At 33.6% G+C, this 21,218-nt stretch carries 15 protein-coding genes and 1 pseudogene; 5 read left to right on the top strand and 11 right to left on the bottom strand.

Features of this window, described 5'->3' with window-relative positions:
- Window positions 1–38 precede the first annotated feature (38 nt).
- Window positions 39–2,360 (bottom strand): TonB-dependent receptor, encoded by a 2,322-nt coding sequence (locus FLA105534_RS15045; protein ID WP_173966943.1) that lies wholly within the window; start codon window positions 2,358–2,360, stop codon window positions 39–41.
- 257 nt (window positions 2,361–2,617) lie between these two features.
- Between FLA105534_RS15045 and FLA105534_RS15040 the strand changes: the two genes are divergently transcribed.
- Window positions 2,618–3,778 (top strand): MFS transporter, encoded by a 1,161-nt coding sequence (locus tag FLA105534_RS15040; RefSeq protein ID WP_173966942.1) that lies wholly within the window; start codon window positions 2,618–2,620, stop codon window positions 3,776–3,778.
- A 518-nt stretch (window positions 3,779–4,296) separates the two neighbouring features.
- Here the strand turns inward: FLA105534_RS15040 and FLA105534_RS15035 are convergent.
- From FLA105534_RS15035 to FLA105534_RS15020, 4 genes are all read right to left on the bottom strand, one after another.
- Window positions 4,297–4,641, bottom strand: coding sequence for a hypothetical protein (locus tag FLA105534_RS15035; protein ID WP_173966941.1), 345 nt, complete (start codon window positions 4,639–4,641; stop codon window positions 4,297–4,299).
- Between the two features lie 15 nt (window positions 4,642–4,656).
- Window positions 4,657–5,133: a DUF6265 family protein gene (locus FLA105534_RS15030; RefSeq protein WP_173966940.1), complete on the bottom strand. Its 477-nt coding sequence runs from the start codon at window positions 5,131–5,133 to the stop codon at window positions 4,657–4,659.
- 231 nt (window positions 5,134–5,364) lie between these two features.
- A complete protein-coding gene (locus FLA105534_RS15025; RefSeq protein WP_173966939.1) occupies window positions 5,365–7,665 on the bottom strand; it encodes a DNA topoisomerase 3 in 2,301 nt (766 codons plus the stop codon).
- A 426-nt stretch (window positions 7,666–8,091) separates the two neighbouring features.
- Entirely contained in the window at window positions 8,092–9,531 is a 1,440-nt protein-coding gene (locus FLA105534_RS15020; RefSeq protein ID WP_173966938.1) for a hypothetical protein, read from the bottom strand.
- Window positions 9,532–9,791: 260 nt separating this feature from the next.
- On the opposite strand from FLA105534_RS15020, the gene FLA105534_RS15015 reads away from it, so the two are divergent.
- Together FLA105534_RS15015 and FLA105534_RS15010 are read left to right on the top strand one after the other, a co-directional pair.
- Window positions 9,792–10,586, top strand: coding sequence for a DUF5995 family protein (locus tag FLA105534_RS15015; protein WP_173966937.1), 795 nt, complete (start codon window positions 9,792–9,794; stop codon window positions 10,584–10,586).
- Window positions 10,587–10,860: 274 nt separating this feature from the next.
- On the top strand, window positions 10,861–12,009 hold the full coding sequence (locus FLA105534_RS15010) for a serine hydrolase domain-containing protein (protein WP_173966936.1): 1,149 nt from the start codon (window positions 10,861–10,863) through the stop codon (window positions 12,007–12,009).
- 432 nt (window positions 12,010–12,441) lie between these two features.
- Here the strand turns inward: FLA105534_RS15010 and FLA105534_RS15005 are convergent, their stop codons facing one another.
- From FLA105534_RS15005 to FLA105534_RS14990, 4 genes are all read right to left on the bottom strand, one after another.
- On the bottom strand, window positions 12,442–14,841 hold the full coding sequence (locus FLA105534_RS15005; protein WP_173966935.1) for a serine hydrolase: 2,400 nt from the start codon (window positions 14,839–14,841) through the stop codon (window positions 12,442–12,444).
- 295 nt (window positions 14,842–15,136) lie between these two features.
- Window positions 15,137–16,009: a hypothetical protein gene (locus tag FLA105534_RS15000; protein ID WP_173966934.1), complete on the bottom strand. Its 873-nt coding sequence runs from the start codon at window positions 16,007–16,009 to the stop codon at window positions 15,137–15,139.
- 6 nt (window positions 16,010–16,015) lie between these two features.
- Window positions 16,016–17,911 carry a phospholipase D-like domain-containing protein gene (locus tag FLA105534_RS14995; RefSeq protein ID WP_173966933.1) on the bottom strand — a complete coding sequence of 632 codons (1,896 nt, stop codon included), beginning with the start codon at window positions 17,909–17,911 and terminating at the stop codon, window positions 16,016–16,018.
- A 687-nt stretch (window positions 17,912–18,598) separates the two neighbouring features.
- Window positions 18,599–19,141, bottom strand: coding sequence for a hypothetical protein (locus FLA105534_RS14990; protein ID WP_173966932.1), 543 nt, complete (start codon window positions 19,139–19,141; stop codon window positions 18,599–18,601).
- Window positions 19,142–19,355: 214 nt separating this feature from the next.
- Between FLA105534_RS14990 and FLA105534_RS14985 the strand changes: the two genes are divergently transcribed.
- On the top strand, window positions 19,356–19,691 hold the full coding sequence (locus tag FLA105534_RS14985; RefSeq protein WP_173966931.1) for a hypothetical protein: 336 nt from the start codon (window positions 19,356–19,358) through the stop codon (window positions 19,689–19,691).
- Window positions 19,692–19,751: 60 nt separating this feature from the next.
- Here the strand turns inward: FLA105534_RS14985 and FLA105534_RS14980 are convergent, their stop codons facing one another.
- Together FLA105534_RS14980 and FLA105534_RS14975 are read right to left on the bottom strand one after the other, a co-directional pair.
- A complete protein-coding gene (locus tag FLA105534_RS14980; RefSeq protein ID WP_173966930.1) occupies window positions 19,752–20,261 on the bottom strand; it encodes a hypothetical protein in 510 nt (169 codons plus the stop codon).
- 108 nt (window positions 20,262–20,369) lie between these two features.
- Window positions 20,370–20,750 (bottom strand): hypothetical protein, encoded by a 381-nt coding sequence (locus FLA105534_RS14975; protein WP_173966929.1) that lies wholly within the window; start codon window positions 20,748–20,750, stop codon window positions 20,370–20,372.
- A 310-nt stretch (window positions 20,751–21,060) separates the two neighbouring features.
- Between FLA105534_RS14975 and FLA105534_RS23835 the strand changes: the two are divergent.
- A pseudogene (locus tag FLA105534_RS23835) lies at window positions 21,061–21,218 on the top strand (REP-associated tyrosine transposase); the annotation flags it as partial.

Raw genomic sequence — 21,218 nt, 5'->3', positions numbered from 1 at the left:
ACCTCTAAAGTAGAGGTGTTTTTTTATTGCAAATTATATTAAAACTTAAGAGTTAAGTTTACTAATAAGTTAGCAGGAGCTTGCGCCATTCCATAAGAGTCCCAGTATTTTTTATTGTTTATGTTGTTGAATTTAACGCCGATTCTCCATGTTGGCTTATCATAAAATACGGTCGCATTGTAAACAGAATAAGATGGGCTGTAAAAACTTTGGTCTTCAAACTTGTATTGTTTGTCTACATAATTACCTCCAAAACCAAGTCCTAAATCTTTTAATTTGTTTTGAAATTTATATGATATCCAAAAATTAACTACATTTTCCGGAGCTCCGCTGGCTTTATTTCCTTCAATAGCAGCATCAGATGATTTTACGATGCGATTGTCATTATAAGCATACCCAAGCATAGCATTTAAACCCTCAACCGGATTGGCAATAAATTCAAAATCAATTCCCTTACTCACTTGTTTACCATCCTGAACACTAAATCCTTCAGAAGTTGTTCTTGTAGCATTATCAATCGTAATGTTGTAGTAACTTAATGTTGTACTTAATTTTTTATTGAATGCTTCTGCTTTTACCCCACCTTCGTATTGGTTGGCATAAACCGGTTTTAATATTAATAAGGTTCCGTCTGGCTGATTTACCGGACCCGAATTTTGAAAACCATTCATATAATTTCCAAATAAAGAAACCTGATTTTTAACAACCTCGTATACTAAACCTAATTTAGGAGATAAAGCAGTTTGGTTATATCCCTTTGTGTCTTCCAGTTTTTTCTGAACGAAGTTGTCCATGCGAAGACTCAACATGGCTGATAAACGATCTGTAAAGCTTATCACATCTGAGGCATAAATACTAAATATTTGTTCGTCCGGAACTGCCCATGTAAGTTGAGATACTACTGCATCAACTTGTTTTTTTCGGATAGGATCAAAAGGTTTTGTGACATCGATAGTGTCCAGAACTGGCGTGGCACCATAATTAAAAGTACCTTTTGAGAATCTGTAATTAGTCCCTAATAAAAGTTTATGTTTGATGCTTCCGGTAGAAAACTGACCGTTAATGTTTTCTTGTATATTCGTAAATTGATTAAATATTGGACCAAAACGGGATACGCTTCTTTTTACTTCTGTAGGTGAAGTCCATTGGGTGTAATATTGATAACTGCGATCTACATTTTCATCTATAAAAGAGAAAACAGTAGTAGATTTCCAGTTTTCTGCCAATTGATATTCTGCCTGAACAAAAACTTTTGTTGATGAAGTTTTGGCATCAAGGTCATCGTGAAATAAACTTTTTCTATAGTCTACCTTTAAATCCGTTGGATTTGTAATTCCCGGAGCGTAGAAACGTCCGTAAGTAGGACGTGTGTTGTTTACATTGTAGATTTCGGTATCAATACTTAAGGTTAGTTTATCGGTTGCTTTGTAAGTAAGACTTGGCGCTATCAGGAATGTTTTGCTAAAACCATAGTCTAAGAAACTCTTTTCGGTATTTACCGCAGCGTTTAATCGAAACAATACGTTGTTATCAGGTGTTAGAGGAGTATTAACATCAAGCACTAGTCGGTTTAATCCAAAACTTCCTCCAGTATAGGATACTTCTGTTTTTTTAGTTTCAAAAGGTTTTTTGGTAACTAAATTTACAACACCTCCAAAAGAAGAAACAGACGACCCAAATAAAGTCCCCGAAGGACCTTTAAGAACTTCAATTCGTTCTGCATTATCAATAGAAATAGAGCTTCGCCCCGTCATATTTTCCATTCCGTTTCGTGCATTGACACCGGTGCTAAAACCTCTAAATGAAATTTCAAGTCCCCCTGATGGATAAATTTTTGTGGTTACACCGGGTGCATTCACAGCTGCACTTCTAATGTCTATTGCAATTTGTTCCTGTAAAAGTTCTTTTTGAATAACGCTGTAAACTTGAGGGTTTTCCAGATTTTTTAGTGGCATTCTTGCTACGTAATCGGTTTTTTTAGATAAGATGCTTTTTTTGCCATTCACGACAACTTCGTGTAATTCTTTGTTAGAAACTTTTAATTGTAGATTAACAGCGGATGTTTCGGTTTCAGTAACAACTACAACTTGTTCTGTAGTTTCGTAGCCTGTTAAAGATATTTGCAAAGTATAAGTATTTGCTTTTACTCTGTTCAGTTCAAAAGTACCATCGTCGTTAGTAACGGTACCGTATTTTGAGTTTTTAAGAATGACATTTACTCCAGCGGCAGCATCGCCATCAGATGTTGTTATCGTTCCTTTTATTTTTCCGAAGTTTTGTTGGGCAAATGAACAAAGAACAGAAAAAAAGAAACTGACTGTAAATAGAAAACGATAGGTTTTCTGAAAAGAATATTTCATTTTATAATATTTGGTTAGAGCTTTATTTTTATTTAGAATTAATAAAAACAGTGCAAATGTAAAAATTAATATTTCTTTAACAAATAATGTTTAGTTTGATTTCATGAACTTTGAGTTAAATCTGGGGTAGTTTTTTTTAATTTCTTTGAGGAATGATTGGAATGAATTAAATTTCTGACGTTTATTAAAAAACGTAAAAAGGGTAGAAGTTACACTTTGAATGCCTTAATTTTGTGTTTTAAAATGAAGCTCTTGATATGATTTTACCTTTCTTGAAAAAACTACAGTATTCTGCCAAAGGATATCGTTTGGCCAATACTGTGTTTTTTTTCCTTTCGGGATTTGGATATTCTTCCTGGGTATCCCGTATTCCACACATACAGGCGCAATTGCATTTGTCCGAAGCTCAGTTTGGAGCAGTTTTATTTGCCTTTCCGATTGGTTTAATGTTAACGATGCCTTTTACAGGAAAGCTTTTGAATAAATACAGCAGCCGTTATGTTATGTTGCTGGGAGCAATCATGTTTAATATTGTATTGTCTTTACCTGGATTGGTTGCTTTTGTGTGGCAGTTGGTTATTGTGCTTTTAATCTTTGGTGCGTCGCGTAATATTTTCAATTTATCTATTAATGCACAATCTTTGGAGGTTCAAAAACTATATCCACATTCTATTATAACCCGTTTTCATGCCGTTTGGAGTATAGCAGTTTTCTCGGGAGCGGGATTGGGATACGTAATGGTAACACAACATATTGCACCGTCACATCATTTACTGGGAGTAAGTGTTTTTATGCTCGCACTAACCGCTTGTTTTTACCCACTGAGTATTCATAATGAACCCGTACCGGTTAAAAAGAAGTTCTTCTCGATGCCCGAAAAAAATCTGGTTAAGTTTGCCCTGATTTGTTTTGTGTCTATGGCTTGCGAAAATACGATGTACGATTGGAGCGGAATTTATTTTGAAAACATATTAAAAGCTTCTCCAAAGTTAACCAGTGCAGCATTTGTCTTTTTTGCAACAGCAGTAACTCTTGGACGTTTGTTTGGTGATTATGGCGTAATGAAATTTGGTACCAAACGAATTCTGTTTTACAGTGGTGTTTTAATCACATTAGGATTTGGTATTTGCTTTATCCTGCCGTTTGCTTACCCGACTATTTTTGGCTATGTCTTGATTGGGTTTGGGGTTTCCTGTGTGGTTCCGCTTGTATTTAGTATCGCAGGAAGATCATCAAAACTAAGTAGTGGTTCTGCCTTAACGTCGATTTCTACTATTGGTTATCTTGGCTTTTTACTGGTGCCGCCAATGGTAGGGTTTATATCCGAATATTTAAGTATGAAGTGGGCATTTTTGGTAATGGCGCTTTTAGGAATACTCATGATCTTTATGGTGAATAAGATCGGGGAAAACGAGTGATTTTTTTGAGGGGCTTAGATGCTAAGTTGCTAAGGTTCTGAGTTTTTTTAATTCCGGAAGAATGAACTACTTTGTAGCGATGGATTTTAATCCGTTAGAATTGTTTTATAGAATGTTAAAAAAAATAAACCCGGGTTAAAAAGGGATATTAGCTACTTAAAAGTATTTAGCGATATAAATATCTAACTATTTCTTCATTTTTTTTATCATAAAAATAGCCATCATTATAAAACTCATTTGTTAGGCTGACATCGTAATTATTTTCGATATATTGAAGAATTTCTAAAAAGGAAAGTAACGTTTTTCTTGAATGGTCGCAATTTATATAAAACAATTCCGTTTCTATCTCATTTTCTATGTAGCAGAAATTAAAATCAAAAGTGCTATATGAAACAAGCGAATTTTTGTCTGTTCTATTATATCTAAAAATAAATGAAGAGATTTTATTATTAATGAAATCAATTATAATGCTCTTGGTTTCATTATGTCTACTGTATCCGTTGTATAATTCTTGCTTGCTATTTTTTAAATCTATGTCTGGCATCTGTAGGGCTCTCAGGATTAATGTACAATAACATTTTTAGATTAAAATTAGGACTATCTAACATTATCGGAATTTTACTTTGATAAACATGTTTTTTATCATTGTAAGTGTATTCAACGATTGGAACATAATATGTTTTTCTAATCTCCGGAGTACTAGGATTTCCGTTCGTGTCACGCCATTTTATTCTTTCTTCAAAAGAAACAATTTCATTTTCAATTAATATAAAAGACTTGGGGATAAATGAATTTTTTAAATACAATATTAAATTCACTAAAATGCATAAACCAAAAAAAGAAAAAACTAGAATTATGAACATAACGCGTTGGTCTTATTACTTCTTTACCATCACAAATTTTTCCGAACTTGGTTTACCGTTTAAATTCCCTGAAATCTCAGCAGTTAAAGTATTATTCGCACCTTTTGTATAGGTTATCTTTTGCGGATAATCGTGTTTAGAATTCTCGAAAACCAATTGTTTGTCTGATTCAGCAGTCGATTGAAAAGCTACTGGTTTATCATCATTCTGGCCTTTCACCGTTGCAATATAAGTTAGCGTTTCGTCTTTTTGTGCTAGAACGATAGTTTCGAAATGAATGGTGTCTTTTTCTTTTATGAAATAGGAGGAAGCACTAAAAGTACTATCGTTTAGTTTTTGCCAGTTTTCGGTCAGAACACCCTCTGGAGATTTGTTTTCCCAGTTCCCAATGAGCCAGTCTGCAACTTTGATTTTATCTTTTTCGGCGGATTCCTTTTTTTGACAAGAAACTGCAACTAAAACAAGAGCTAAGAGAGTAATTTTTTGAAACATATTTATGAGTTTTGATTTTAAATGGAAGTACTAAAGTATGAAAAAGAATGGTTTGTTTTAAAAAGTGAGATGTGAAAAGTGAGATGTGAAAAGCAAAAAGTAAAATAGTAACGTAATTCATATTTAACGTCCCACATCTAACATCTAACATCTAACCTCTAACCTCTAACCTCTAACCTCTAACCTCTAACCTCTAACCTCTAACCTCTAACCTCTAACATTTCACATCTATCAAAATTCACAAAGTATCGAATAAACCAATTCCTTCGTTGGTTTTTGATCTTTTAGTTTGGTTCTGACGTCATCAAAAGTAACTTTAAAATCGCAACCTGATTTATATTCACTGCAACCATAGGCAGTTTTTCCTTTCAGAACGGTACCCTTTTTACATTTCGGACACGTTAAGGCATCTGATGCTACGGCAGTTTTTGCTTTCGGAGCTGTTTTTTTCGTTTCTAATCTGAGTTTGTAATTTTCTTCAAAACGAATCAAACCTTCAACAGTTCCTTCTTCAGTTTTGAAACCTTTTATATTTACTGTTGATCCTTTTTGGACTAGTCTTAAATATTGATTCTCAGATATTTTTTTCTCAGCAAAAGTATAGGGTAGGAGAAAATCGCAACCCGATTTATATTCGCTGCATCCAAAGGCCGACTTTCCTTTTATAAGGTTTCCTTTTTGGCATTTCGGACAGGTTTCAGCCAGAATACCCGCAGCTTTCTTTTTTTCTGCTTTTACAACTGGTTTTTCAATCGTCGCAGCATGAGAAATATTGGCGTGTCTGGTTTCGCTTCGCACTTCGGTAACCAGAGCTTCGACCATGCGTTTCATGTTTTTTATAAATGCTCCGGCGGTATAAGTTCCTTTTTCGATATCTTTCAATTGCTTCTCCCAGGAACCCGTTAGTTCAGCCGATTTGATAAGTTCGTTTTGAATGGTATCAATAAGCTGAATTCCTGTTGGTGTTGGTAAAACCTGTTTTTTGTTTCGAACGATGTACTGGCGCTTGAAAAGTGTTTCGATAATATTGGCCCTTGTTGACGGACGCCCGATACCGTTTTCTTTCATCAGTTCGCGGAGATCTTCATCATCGACTTGTTTACCTGCGGTTTCCATGGCACGTAACAAAGTTGCTTCGGTAAACTGATTGGGTGGCTTGGTTTCTTTTTGCAGAAACGAAGGTTCATGCGGGCCTTTTTCGCCCACCACAAAACTGGGTAATAAGTCGGCTTCTTTTTCTTTGGCGTTTGGATCTTCGAATACAACGCGAAATCCTTTTTTTAAGATCTCTTTTCCGGTGGCTTTAAAAGTCACTTCGGCTGCTTTTCCAATTACTGTGGTATTAGCGACCAGACAATCGTCATAAAATACGGCAATAAAACGTCTTGTAATAATGTCGTAGACTTGCTGCTGATTGAATTGTAAATGAGCTTCTATTCCGGTTGGAATAATTGCATGGTGATCCGTAACTTTTTTATCGTTGAAAACCTTTGGCGATTTTTTTATTTTTTTCTCCAAAAGAGGTTGCGTTAATTCGGCATATTTGGATAATTTTTGCAGAATTCCCGGTACTTTTGGGTAAATGTCATTTGGTAAAAAAGTGGTATCGACTCTGGGATATGTAACTACTTTTTGTTCGTACAAAGTTTGAACGATTTTAAGCGTTTCATCTGCCGAGAATCCAAATTTAGTATTGCAGTATACTTGTAATCCCGTTAAGTCAAATAGTTTTGGAGCGTACTCGTTTCCGTTCTTTTTTTCAACAGAAACAATTTCGAATTCACTTTCTTTGACTTTGTTGGCTAAAAGTTCTCCGTCTTCTTTTTTCAGAAAACGTCCTTCTTCGTAGCTAAAAAGTGTTTCTCTGTATAAAGTTTGTAATTCCCAATAGGGCTGAGGTTTAAAATTTTCGATTTCTTTAAATCGGTCGACAACCATGGCCAATGTTGGTGTTTGCACGCGTCCAATAGACAATACTTGTTTGTAACCGCCATGTTTTACGGTATACAAACGCGTAGCATTCATTCCCAGTAACCAGTCGCCAATGGCTCTTGAAAATCCGGCATAAAATAAATTGTCATAGTTTTCGGAGGGTTTCAGGTTTTCAAAACCTTCTTTGATGGCTTCGGTGGTTAGAGACGAAATCCACAAACGTTGTACTTCACCCTTATAATGCGCCTCATTCATTACCCAACGCTGAATAAGTTCTCCTTCCTGCCCGGCATCCCCGCAGTTGATAACTACTTCGGCCTTGTCAAATAGACTTTTTACGATTTTAAACTGCTTTTGGATTCCTGAATTTTCTACCACTTTGGTTTCAAACTTCTCAGGAAGCATGGGTAAGTTGTTCAAATCCCAGCTTTTCCAATGGGGTTTGTAATCATTGGGTTCTTTTAAGGTGCATAAATGCCCAAAAGTGTAAGTTACAGCATAACCATTGCCTTCAAAATACCCGTCGTGTTTGGTATTAGCTCCCAAAACGGATGCGATTTCACGTGCTACACTTGGTTTCTCAGCAATACAGACCTTCATTTTTCTCTTTCTTATTCGAAGCGAAATTAGGAATTTTAAAAGTGGTATTGAAATTATAGAGTTATAAAGTTACAAAGAGGCAAAGGTGCAAAGGGACAAAGGGTTTTTTGTTTCCGCAGATTTGCGTGGAGTGATTTTATAAAATTTATTTAAATCTGCAAAATCTGGGAGAGAAAAGAAGTACATAGCTATGCGGTTTATTTTAAGTGAAACACCTTTTACGCGCATTTTGAGCTATGTTTCTATGTGTTTAAAGATCTGTACAGAAAGAATTAAAGTAAAAATCTGCGGAATCTGCGTGAAAAAACTCTGGATATTTCTAATCTTATTGCCCATGAATAAAACATAAAAACCACAAACAGAAGCTTGTGGTTTTTGTAATTATAAATTTCAGCTTTGCCTTAAAGTAAAAGGTTTGCTATTGGGTTATTTTAATTTTAGACGCAAATTAGATTCTCTCAAGAATTCATTAACATGTTCTTGTTTGATTTGTGTTCTGTTTAACCCCTTCAGATTGCCTACATATCCTGTAAAAACATGGCTTATATTAAGGGGAGAAATAACTCCTTTATGAGATGTATTATGGCAAAAGAAGCAATTAACAAGATCGTTAACTGAAGTTTTGTTTATTGTTGTTGGACTAAATCCTGCCTGAACATAGGTTTCCATCGTAATATTGTAGGCTGCAACAGAACCTCTGGTTAATTTTCCAGGGTTAGAGTCTGAAAGAGTATCAGATAACGAATTTAATAGAGCTGCCTGGGCCTGAGTGGTGTTGTATCCGGCTGTATTAATCCATAATGAGCCATTGTAAAAATAATTATTCCAGATACCTTTCAGCTGTGTTTTAACGCTTTGATTGATAGTACGAATATTATTGAAGTTTTGTGAACCATTTTGACTCGTTTGCATATAAACCTGAACATTGTGAGAACCTTTTATTACTTTTTCAACAGGAACACCATATTTGTAAAGGGAAAAGACATCTGTATAAATTCCATTTTGTGTAGTTATATTTTTAACGGTTGCAGTGTCGTTTTTATTAAAAAAAGGATAATCAATTTTACTCGTCACCGGTGCATCAGTTGTTGGTGTGGCTTTTGACCAATCATAAGCAGGTGCAAGATTTTCATGTTCAAAAGTAGCCCATACAAATTCGGGATGATTCTCTACAACTCCCACTACGTGCATCCCTAAAAGAGCTACTCTTTTTTTTACTCCATTGATTACACCCTGAGTAATAAAATAAGTAGAAGGATCTTTAAGAGCACTCGCATCAATCCAGGAGGTTTTAAGTTCTAATGAGCCTACAGGAAAAGTTTTGTCTTTCACTAGGGAGGGGTCTCTTTTTACCATTGGACCATATTTTCGCATTGCATTGTAGAGAAGACTATCCGTGAATATAGAATAATAGACCGTAGTAGATTTAGGAACACCCGATTTATATTTAGGCGTTTTTAAAATATCAGTAGTAGAACTTGCCTGAGCGGTATCTCTTAGAACAATTCCTTCACGTGAATCTACTATTTTACCTTCCGCAGTCACCTGAATTAATTTACGCATAAATAATGGCAGTCCATTGACGTCATTGGTGAGCCAAAGAAACTTTTGCCAGGACCATTGATGAAAGTCACAATTTGTTACCGTTGTATTGTTAGCAAATACGCTTGTTGGTCCTTCATTTGGCGGAGGAGTCTGGCGGGTGTTGTTTACAATCCTAAACCAATTAGCAGGAGCTAAACAAGTAGAAGTAGCGGCACTTTTATTTACAGTTGTATAAGTGTCTTTTTCTGTCTTTGGATCCTTTTTACAGGCACAGAGTGAGATAAGGGTGATTAAAAGCAATACTTTTTTTGTAGTTTTCATAGTGGGGGTCTTTAGTTAATTTTTGTAGTTATCTCTTTTTGAATAGTTGAAAGTAGGTAATTAAGAAACTGGCTTTTTAAAAAATGTCTTAAACGCTCCATTTTTAGGTATGAAGACAAGAAAAGCATGTACGAATAAAATAGGAGATTCTTCTTTTTTCTTAAATTGAAAAATAACAAGATAAATGCTTCAAAAAAGACATTTTGAAAGATTAAAATAATTATATTCGTTCTGCCAAAAATAATCTTAACCCATTAGAAATGAATATAAAACAAGCTACAACAATAGACGAAGTCATTCAGTTACTGGATGAAATAATAGCCCTGTCAAAAATAGAACAAAGCGCTATAGGTTTGTTTGCTACCCTATACCGTGAAGTTACCGTAAAAGTAAAAGAAGGTATCCAAAATGGCTCTTTTCAAAATGGAGAACGAATGGAAAAACTGGATGTTATTTTTGCCAATCGGTATTTAAAGGCGTATTACCAATATAAAGCCAAAGAGAAACCATCGGAATGTTGGGGTTTTGCCTTTGAACAAGCCGAAAAGTTTTGGCCGATCGTTCTTCAGCATTTATTACTCGGAATGAATGCTCATATAAATTTGGATTTGGGTATAGCTGCCGCTGAGATCAGTACAGTTGAAGACATAGCGGATTTAAAAGCGGATTTCGATAAAATAAATACCATTTTAAGCAGTCTCGTAGGAAGTGTAGAAAAGTGTCTGATTAAAATTTGGCCAACGCTCACATGGATACTTAAAGTAACAGGCAAAGTAGATACCTTTTTTATTGATTTTAGTATGGAAACCGCGAGAGACGGCGCGTGGAAATTTGCAAACGAATTTGTAGCGGTTCCGGAAGACAAAAGAGAATCCTGTACACATGAAAGAGACGTGAGAATAACCCAAATTGCTCGTTTAGTTTCAAACCCCGGTTATTTTGTGAGTGCCGTTTTTAAGTTTATTCGCTTATTCGAAAGAGGAACTGTAGCTCAAAAAATAATTGATATGCAGATTATGGAGCAAAAAAAGGTCGATTGTGCTGTCGCAGCGTGATTTTAATTTCGATGGATCTTCTTTTTAAATATATATTCTAATGGGATTAAAATTCAAGTTTACAATATTGACAAAAAAAAGATAACTTGTTTTGATTACTTGTGGTTATTGGTATTCTTGTCTTCTAAGTATTTGAATACCAGAAATTATTTAAAGAAATGGCATCTGATAAAATTATCTTAATTAACATAAATATTAAGAAATAGCTTACGCCTTATAATTATCTTGGTTTGGTTATAATTTTAAATGAACTATTAAACTAATCAAGTAAAGTATGAATTCAAAAACAGAATTATCGGCAGCTAAAATTTCGACTAAGAAATTAAACCTTACATTAAATAAAATATTTGAAGAATCCAGTTTTCAGGGCTTTGCTGTGGGAATTGTAAAAGGTGATTCTGTTTATTTTTCTAAAGGTTATGGTTGGGCAAATGCCAAAGACAAAGTACCGTTTACCGAAAAAACGATCATGCCAATTGCATCTGTCAGTAAAACTTTTATAGGCTTTTCGGTTGCGAAAGCAATTGAGTTAGGGTATTTTACAGCTGAAACGCCTATCAATGAAATTTTACCCTATCCGATAATTAATCCTAACTTTCCGGACGATATAATAAAAGTAAAACATTTATTTACTCATACTTCTGGTATTATTGATGTTACAGAGGTTTACTATAGTACTTATCAACTTAATAAAAGACCGGATATAGCGCTGGATGTTTTTCTTAAAGATTATTTAGATACATCCGGCAAATTGTATTCAAAGCGTAACTTTGACATTCATAAAGCGGGTAAGAAGTACAATTACTCGAATATAGCGTCTGCTTTAATGGCTCATCTGATAGAAATTAAGTCAGGTATTTCTTTTGATGAATTTACTAAAAAATATTTATTTGAACCTTTGGAACTTAAAAATACGCACTGGTTTTACAATGAAAAGAAAGCCAAAAAATATGCAACTTTATATGAAATATATCCAGAGGATGAGCCACCACATAAAGATTTTATTAATCCTGACAAAACGCTAAAAACATACAGTTGTGTTACATATCCGGACGGTAGTTTGCGTTCGACAGTAAAGGATTTGTCTTCGTTTGTTATAGAAATGATCGAAGGCTATCAGAATGAATCAGATATATTAGGGGATGAGTACTATCAGTTGCTTTTTCAGAAACAATTTAGTGAAGGGGCGTTTCCTTTAAAATTTGAAGGCCCTGAAAATCAAGCCGTTTTTTGGACATACGATAAGATTCACAGTATCAGCCATGGCGGGAATGATCCCGGAGTTACTACCTCTGTTTCAATTGATTTAAAAAATAAGATTGGACGCATCATTCTTGTAAATTGTAGTATTATGAATGAAGACCGAAAGGATCTTACAGGTGATTTAGTGAAAATTGCGCAAGCGCTTTACGAAGTTCAATAAAAGGGTAAAAATAGCGGTTGAAAAAGAAAAAACAGAATATTTAGAAAGAGTGCCGAAAGGAAAGTAATAGCCTTGAAAGAGCTTTTTTATAGTAAGAATGCGCAAATGTCTTTTAAGAGACTTTTGCGCATTTCATTTAGCTGTTCGTTATTTTTAGTTTTACAATTCATAAAATGGTTTGGGAACTAAATTAATTCATAAAGTCTAAATTCCATTTTCCATATAGGCAAAGATATTATTTAGCTATGCTGAGTCTCCCAACTTGATTGGGAACTACAAATATGTGACTAATAAATCGCCTGGAGCTCTAAATATATGATTCAGGAGTTCGATATTATACAAACAGACTCATTTTGCAGGGATTTAATTTTAAATTAAACTGCTGTACAAAGTCGGGTGGTATCACAGAATCTTTAGATTCGCATCATAATTTTAGATTTTTTCAAAAAGTAAATTCTTAATCCTGTCAGAATTTATGTAAAATCCTGTAATTTTTTGCTGCTTATCGCGAATAAACCGAATACCTCCTAAATTTCGGGCACTACTTAGAAACAGATCTGACTGAATAGGAGTTAAATTGATAAGAGGCTGATTTTTATTGTTTGTAAATAAGCCATTTTCATTTTGAGCCAGAGTATAACTTACTTTTAAATCCTGTGAGTAATAGGTTCCTGAAAATTCATCCAGATTAGTAGCAGAATAGGTTTTAGGGCTGTAGTATTCATACACATATTCATCACTTTCACCAGAAGTGTAAATCATTTTCAAATGGCCATTTTCCTTGCGAAATTGAACTATAATGATATCATCTCCATCAATTATCATTTGAAACTTATTTTCTGCTATAGGGACTAATTTACTTTCATTGGCATTGCCCAATTCCTGATAGCGTAAAGTGTCATTTTTTACATAAATCCTGCGTCCGGCCATTCTCTCATTATCCCAGTAGTTCCCTGAGTAGGTTTCTAAAAGTTTGCCGGATAGTTTAACGGTTTTTAGCTTACTGAAATCAATGCTGGGCGGTTGAGTAAAGGTATTTCCGAGTACTTCAACGGCCATATTCATAGCAAGACTGCCATTGTATCTGTTGTTGTTTCCAAGTACAAACGAAGTAACTTTTTGATTGGGGAATATGAAAATATTACTTGCATAACCGCCATCTAAACCGTACGTCCAAATTTTTGGAACACCACGTTCCGCATGTAGGTACTGCTGTCCATATAATAGTCTTCCAAACGTTGGATTAAAAGTAGTTTTACCATCATCTAAAGTAACCGGAGAAGTTAGTTTTTCGATCAGTTTTTTACTGCCAACTTTGGGATTTTCAAAATTGAGATACCAGCGGCTCAAATCGGCTGCCGAAGTATAAAGATTGGTCGTTCCGACAATGGAATGATTGATGAGGTTATTTTTCAATCCTTTTTTAGTGGTTTGATACGAAACAGCTGCGTTGGGGATTATCATCTCATTATCATCACGAAGCAGCGTGTTGGCCATTTTCAAAGGTTGAAAAATATGTTCCTGAGAAAATTCAGCAAGAGTTTGACCAGTAACTTGTTTAACTACTTCGGCTAATAAAATAAGTCCGGAAGAAGTATGTGAAAATTTTGTTCCTGCCTCATAATCTAATTTTTTTTGACGGAAAATTAAATCTAAAGCATCTTTTTGTGTAAAAACATCTTTCTCTCTCCAGCCTGCAATTTCTTTTAAAGCTAAAAAATCGTGTAAACCACTGGACTGACTTAATAAATGCTTTAGGGTGATTTTAGATCCAAAACCGGGTAGTTGCGGAATATATTTACGAACATCATCAGATAAAGACAATTTTCCTTGTTCTTCCAATAACAAAACAGCAAAGGCAGTAAATTGCTTGGCCATAGCTCCTATTTGGAATTTGGTATCTGTATTAATGGGAATTTCATGGGTTAAATCTGCACTTCCAAAACCTTTTAAATACACGATTTGCCCCTTTTTTAAAAGGCCTGCTGCTACACCCAATTTAGCCGTAGAATTATCCCACTCCGAGAATACTTTATCCAGATTTCTAATTGGTTGTGGTTGTACAGCAAGTTTGTTTTTTTCGATAAGATTGATTATTTCAGAAGCCATTTTTGATCCTGCGCTGGGGTCTTGCCCTGTTACAAAACGGCCATCTGTAACATAAAAGCCTTCTCCTAATTTATCAGAATGCACAAAGTTGCCTTCATTTTGTTTTATGGCCTGGTCAATGGCAAAAGGAAATGTTTTGTAATAGTCCTCTTTTTTGTCTTCAAATTGATCTGCAAAACCGGTTATTTTTCTGCCCGCATAAAGTGATTTACCTGAGGTGTCTTTCAAATAGGCCAAACCAGCCGTACCGTGACAAATAGCCGAAACGATTCCGTTATTGTCATAAATTTGTCTTGCAAGATTTTGAATTACAGTGTTTTCGGCTACGCCAAACATAGCCGCACCGCCGCCGCCATAAAAAATAGCACCATAATTTTCAGGAACAACTTCGATGGGTTTCATCGTATTTTTGAGTTTATTCATGAAAAAAGGATTGTAAAGGAATTTTTTATGAATACTATCCGAAGCATTGATATAGCCAATAGGGACAGCTCCGCCATTAGGACTTACAAAATCTATTGTAAATCCTGATTTTGTGAATACATCGTATGGCACAGCAATCTCCCCAAAGTGATTGGCGGTTCTAATTTGTGAAGTTCCATAATAGTCTTGATTGGAAACTACAAATAGGATTTTGTTTTGCGAAAAAACCAGGGTAGAGAACAAGCAAAAACAAATGCTTATCGAAAAGAGAAATCTGAACTTTGAAATTACGTTGTACATATTTGCGTTTTTTTAATTTTTAAAATGAATACAAATATGTAGTGAATAAAGGGCCTGGAGGTTTTATATTATGGTACAGGAGTTCGGTATTATAAATATGAACTCATTTTACAGACAGTTTTTGGGTATTTCAGGTACGAAGCCTCTTGACTTCGTACCTGGTTACTATATTCCGTTTAAAATAGTTTTACTTTTCTTGGTGATTGATTAGAGTAAGTTTAAAGTCGGGAGAATTCTCTGAATGGATTTGCGCTATTGTAGCTCAAATATTCGAATACTTTTTTATGAGTTTTTCTTAATATTTTTTCCATTCAAAACTTTTAAAACCGCTTTCCATTGCCCATTTTTTCCATACAGCTTGTAGAATTTCATTATCTCTTTGTCCTTTAGGATACTTGTAAGATTGTAATTTATCATTTTTATCTCTTTCGTGCGTTTCTAGTACATGAAGATTGATGTATTGATTTTTAATACTTTTATTAGGTGGCAAGGATAACGAACTATTTATTTCGAGGGCTTTGGATATATCAACATTATTAGTTTTACAAAATTGCCTTACTTTGTCTATTTCAGAATTGCTAAAATAGAATTGACTATTTCTTTTGTTGTCGATGTATTCTAAATAGCCATCTGTGAAAACATAAAGATGGTTGTTGTACTTCACTAATGTGGTATCTATACCATCAGTTAAAATAGTATCTTTTTTAGTGATCGGTTCGTTTGCAATTTTTTCACTTAAAATACTAATTAAGTCTAATCCGTCATTGTGTGTGTTTGTATAGGTGAATTTGACATCTCTTTGAAAATCAAGTAATTTTTGTTCCAATCCCTTGTTTCTGTATTCTTCTGTAGAATTTATAAAACGTTGTTTTTCTTTGAAACCTTTAATTTTGCCTATATCAATAGATGTAATAGTTTTCTCTGAAAATGGAGAAAAGGAGATAGATGACTGATCCCCAATTTTTTCGCCAGGTTTAACACATTCAGTTTTAAAAAAATGAAGTATTTTATGAATTTCATCTATATCTTTACATGGCTTATTGTTTATGCGACTTGATAGATCTGAAATAATGACTATATTTTGGTAGAGAAGTTGCGTTTTTTTATGTTCCTGAGTACATGATAATAACATAAGTAAAGCAGAACAAAGGAGTATGTTTTTTTTCATGAGCTATTATATTATTGTTGTTTGTTCTATTTCTTTGACTCTGTTTGCTACTTCATCTGTAGCGTAATACTTTGGAAGATGCTCTATAAAGCCTGATTTATAGGCCGCAATGACACTGTCGAAGATTACATCTGTAAAGAGTTTACCGCTTACTATTTTGGCATTAAGGTCATCAAATATGATCTTAATTTGTTTTTGTAATTCGGTATATTTATGTTCAATTTGATTTTCAGAATTATTTATTTCTGTTTCCAACTTCAGAATTTTAGCGTTATTTTCATTAGTCAAATCTTCATTTTCTTTGACTTTGCTCGTAAGTGATTCTTTATCTGCGTTTAATTCCAGCATTTCTTCATCCAAAAATTGAATTTTTCTGTTTTTTTCAGCATCAACAATTTCTCTTTGCGACTTTTTATAGGCATTGATTATAAAATCAATTAGAAAATGTGTAAGTATCAGAGGAAACATTCCAAATGCAAAAATCAAATAAAACTCGCCACGATGTACAACCTCCCAAATTTGCATTTTTGATTCTCTTCCCACTAATAAACCTTTTATTTCGTCTGTATTGAATGCTACCATAGTTGAGACTACCAAGTCAAATATTATTAAGCCAACCCAAAACAAAAGATTATTTACAATCTTATTTTCACTTCCGAGAATTTTTAGATTTGACAATAAAATCGGAATAAGAAAGAAAAGTGCAGCAATAAATCCGAATAAAGGACCTTGTTGCTTAAATATTTTAATTATGGCATTTGCATCAACAAGTTGTGGAATTCCTGGAGTTATTCCAGCTTGTAAAGAATCACGGATTGCATTACTTTCAAAAAACACTTTATAAATAGCTGAAGCAAAAAAGATTGATAGATAAAAAACAAACACGCCTAATGCAAATAGTACTAGTATATTACCAATCGTCCAAAACTTTTTTATTATGAAAGATTGTTCCAATGCTCTTCTTTCAAGTTTGTTTTTTTCAACTTCCTTATTGATTTGCAATAATCCTTTTTCGCCAGTATTTTGGTTGCCTGATTCTAGAATCGATTTCTCTTGTTTTAATTCGGTTATTTTATCTTTAACTTGTCGCTTCTCAAGTTCATTATTTCGTTTCTCAAGTATTATTTTATCTTGTTTCTCTATTTCCAGATTTTCTTTTGTTCTTTCAAAGGCGTTTGTGATGTTAGAAGTTAAGATGTTTTTTTTATTGTTTAAACCGTCGTCGGTTGCATAAGTTTTAATTTCCTCTTTGATAGTGAGATATTCGGTTCTGAAAATATCAATACTTCCGTTACTTTCTTTTGAATTTTCATATCCTTTCTTTTTGTATTCTTCCGTGCTAATGTGTGCAGCCGAATAAACAAGATTATGCAACTGTTGCGAAAAAGTGTCTATAATATTTATAGACTGTGGTGCTTGAACTTGTGGAATGGGAAGAGGTGGGGAGACGTTAATATTTATACCAATATTGTGATCAATATTATATTTTAAACGCTCAAATTCTGATAAGAAGTTAGAGTAAGTCGCAATGTCATCCGAGACTTGAATATTTTCAACGTTATTGTGGCTTGCATTGATAGAATAATTGTACGAACCGTTAATTGAAATTTTATTGTCTATGAGACAAAATTTATGATTCATTACACCTCTAGTGTCTCCTGTTTCAAAAGCGTGAACACTTATGTCTGCACCTTTTAGCATTAATTTTACAGTTTCGTTTTGAAGATTTGAAGAAAGAATGACATCAACAAGTACATTTTTGTTTTTTGCTTCAATGATTGCCATTGCAATATCTCTGTCAGTAAACCAAGCCATTGCAATATAGATGCATTCTTTAGCATTGTTTATTTCAGAAATAATTCTTAGTTTAATTTCACTTCCGTTTGTTATAAGATCATTCATGTTTTGTGGTATTAGTTTTTTATTGTTTGAGGATTTAAATAAGTTTAAAAAATGTCTTTGTAAATATTTATCCAAAACTAACTTCTTATGATTCAGGTATTTTACGGAAATCCGTAATTGAACTTTTGAATCAATTTCCACAATCCTGATTGAAGCGATATTCTTTTTAGGTTATTTTGCCTGTGTTCATGAGGAGGAAGCTCGCACCAGTAGAGGAATTTGTGCGGCTTTTAAAACATCTCGGAAGTGGGATTGAGAATGTAAACTTGTATGATTTGGGGACAGCTTGTAGAGAGGGAATTCCAAAAAATATAAAAACCTCATCATTTCTGATGAGGTTTTCTTTTTTAATCTAATCCATTTAAGTATTAGTAGTATGCTAATTTGATAGTAAAAATATTAAAACGTTGATCAATAGTTGCCAAATCCATCGATACTTTTTCTTAAAAAATTTCATAGTATTGAAATTAATAAGTTTTCAGATCTTTCTGCATAAATTTAGCTGCTTCAACTTATGCCCTCTTTCTAAAACTCCAGGATGCAACAGAATTTTAAAGGTGCAAAGATATTATATTTAATTTGATTTCAAAATATATTTTAAAATTTAAATTAAATTGTTGTGCGAAGCTAGTTGCTTTTAAGAAAGAACACTTCGGAGCGTGTGGTTCAACCGAAATTTTTAATTGTTTAACTTTTATTCGAACTGCCTGAAGAAGTAATGTGTCTGTGCCATTTATAGTTTGCTTTCCACCAAAACATATTCCAATGGTAGTTTATTCCACCTAATTCCCAATTGACATCAAATTTCTTTTCCTCGTTTTTGAAATAGGGAGGATGGGCTATTTTGCAATGCAACATTGGCGTGTTGTTAACCACCGTTTTTAAATGATCGGGATCAAGTTCGCTTTTAGGAAAATATCTGATATCAATAATTGTTTGATGTTTTTCAGCTTTGTAAACATATAGATTAATGTCATAAATTGAATCATAAATTTCTTTAAGATCTAAAATTGCTTCATTAAAATTTTTAGGTTTTGTATTTTTATTGAGCTTATTTTTATTCCTGCGCTGAATAAAAAAGTTTTCGCCTTCTACTTTTGAAATATCTGAAAGAATATAAACGAGATTTTCTGATATATCATTCCAACAATAAAGATTTACCATCTCAAGTAAACTTATTGTTAGATTTTCTATCTGCTCTTCAATGTTCTTATTTGTATTCAAATGCATGGTCGTGTATTTTGTTCGGGAACGCTATTTCTTCACAATTGATTTTCGGAAGATTTGTCGCTAACAAATATATGATATCTCTTATAGATTTTGAATTGAAAAAAAGTTTGCAAATAGTTTTAAAACAATAGGTTGAATACAACCGGTTGTTTACAATCACTTAAAAGTAATCTGTTATTTCTAATTTGGTTCCGAAGAAAAACAATAATAAATCATGGAAATGCAACATAAAAAACAAGTCTTAGAATTTTTAGAATCAATGAATAGAAGAAATAAATTCAACAAATTAAAACCGGAAAATTATAGTGATAATTCGTTTAGCATACCGTTAAAAGTATCGGGTTACAACGAATTAAATCTAATGGTCTCAGATTTACTTAAAGCAAGTATTATTTTGCTTAATGATGATGCCAGAAATTTGTCAAGTATTGTATCGGTTTCAGATATTCATGTAATGACTTTACTGGAAATTGCCCTGCAACTTTTACCAGAAGAAGAAATGGAACTGCTGGATGATTTGCATAAGGTTTATTTGAAGGGGGATTTATAAAAGAGGAAAAAGTGTAAAATTGCGTGCACGAGCGGGACATTCGTGCCAGCGGGGGTTCAATTACCTTTTTGGTACTATTTCGGCTAATTTTACGATTCTATAGCCTTTTCCATCATAAAATGATTGTGATTTCACAAAGTAAATTTGACCGTCTTTATTTTTGAAATATGTTTCTACTCTTAAACCTTTCATATTGCCAAATTCAATAACCAAATGTTTAAACTCAGAAAATGTTATAGAACTCCAGTCAATATTATAAGTTTTACCAGTTTCTTTAATATCATTAAAATCTCTTATTGAAGTATCTGTAAACGCTTCCTGTGATACAGATTCGAACTTGCTTTTTACAATTTCACCAAGTTTAGCATTTGGGTTATTGGCCAAATCTTTAAGCTCCTGATAGGTCATTACTTCTTGCAGGAATTCTTCGTTAGTTTTTTTATCGATATTTTTAAGAACTTCCAATGTGTGGGCAGCCACTTTTTCGGGAGTTTCAAATGATTTGTCTTCTTTTTTGCAGGATAAGAATGTTAAGAATGCTAAGATAAATAAGGTTTTTAAGATTTTCATTTTGAGTTGTTTTTGTTTGATTTTTAGAATTTTTAAAAAAAATAGACTTTTCCTGGCGCGAGCGTTTCACTTGTGCCAGCGGGGAATAATATTTGAAAACCGCTGTCACTAAATAATTTCTTCAAGTTTATAAACTTCTCCCCAACTATTTAGTAAGCGACTATCATAAATGTTAAAGGGAATAATTGAACTATCTTTTTCGGTAGACAATCCGGTAAATGTCCAAAATAAATCCTCAAACTTACAAACCAAATATCCTCTATCATTAAAGGAGTAGTCTCCAACAATCTTATAATTTTGTAAATGTTTAACATCGTGCTCATCCATAGGGCGAAAGGCATCAACGATCTTTTTTGTTAGCTCAACTTTACCATTCTCAAAAAACTCTAGTTGATTTTGGTAGATTATACAAAAAAACAAACCCCCAGCATGAAGGTCAGTATTTGCGATTAAACCTGACTGGTACTTTTTATTAATTTCTATTTTCATTAGTAGATTATTAATGAGTGTATTCAATTTGTAAAATTTTAGTTAGAAGATCCGTGCCCGCAACAGTAAGACGCAATAGAAATCATTAAAAAAAAGCCAATCTTTGTGCGCACGGCAAATCCGGGCTATCGAGGCTTAAGTTTTATGATTCAAATATAAGATATTTCGTGTGAGTCTTGCTTACGTAGCTATATTTTCGCAACGATAGCGCAGATTTGTAATCTGTGCCCACAAAGTTATTCCTTGAACCTCCCACAAATAAAAAGTAAAATTTCTCGTCATATTTTTTATTTTTGTAAGAAAAAAGATAATGTCTACAAAATACAAAGCAACAACGACCGAGGAAGCATATTTTATAACTATAACTGCTGTAGGATGGATAGATATATTTACAAGACTAAATCAAAAAAATATTTTGATAAATGCTCTAAAATATTGTCAGGAAAATAAAGGTTTAGAAATCTATGC

The sequence above is a fragment of the Flavobacterium collinsii genome (genome assembly GCF_902804485.1).
Taxonomy (GTDB): domain Bacteria; phylum Bacteroidota; class Bacteroidia; order Flavobacteriales; family Flavobacteriaceae; genus Flavobacterium; species Flavobacterium collinsii.
This window is presented reverse-complemented; position numbering and strand designations above follow the sequence as displayed.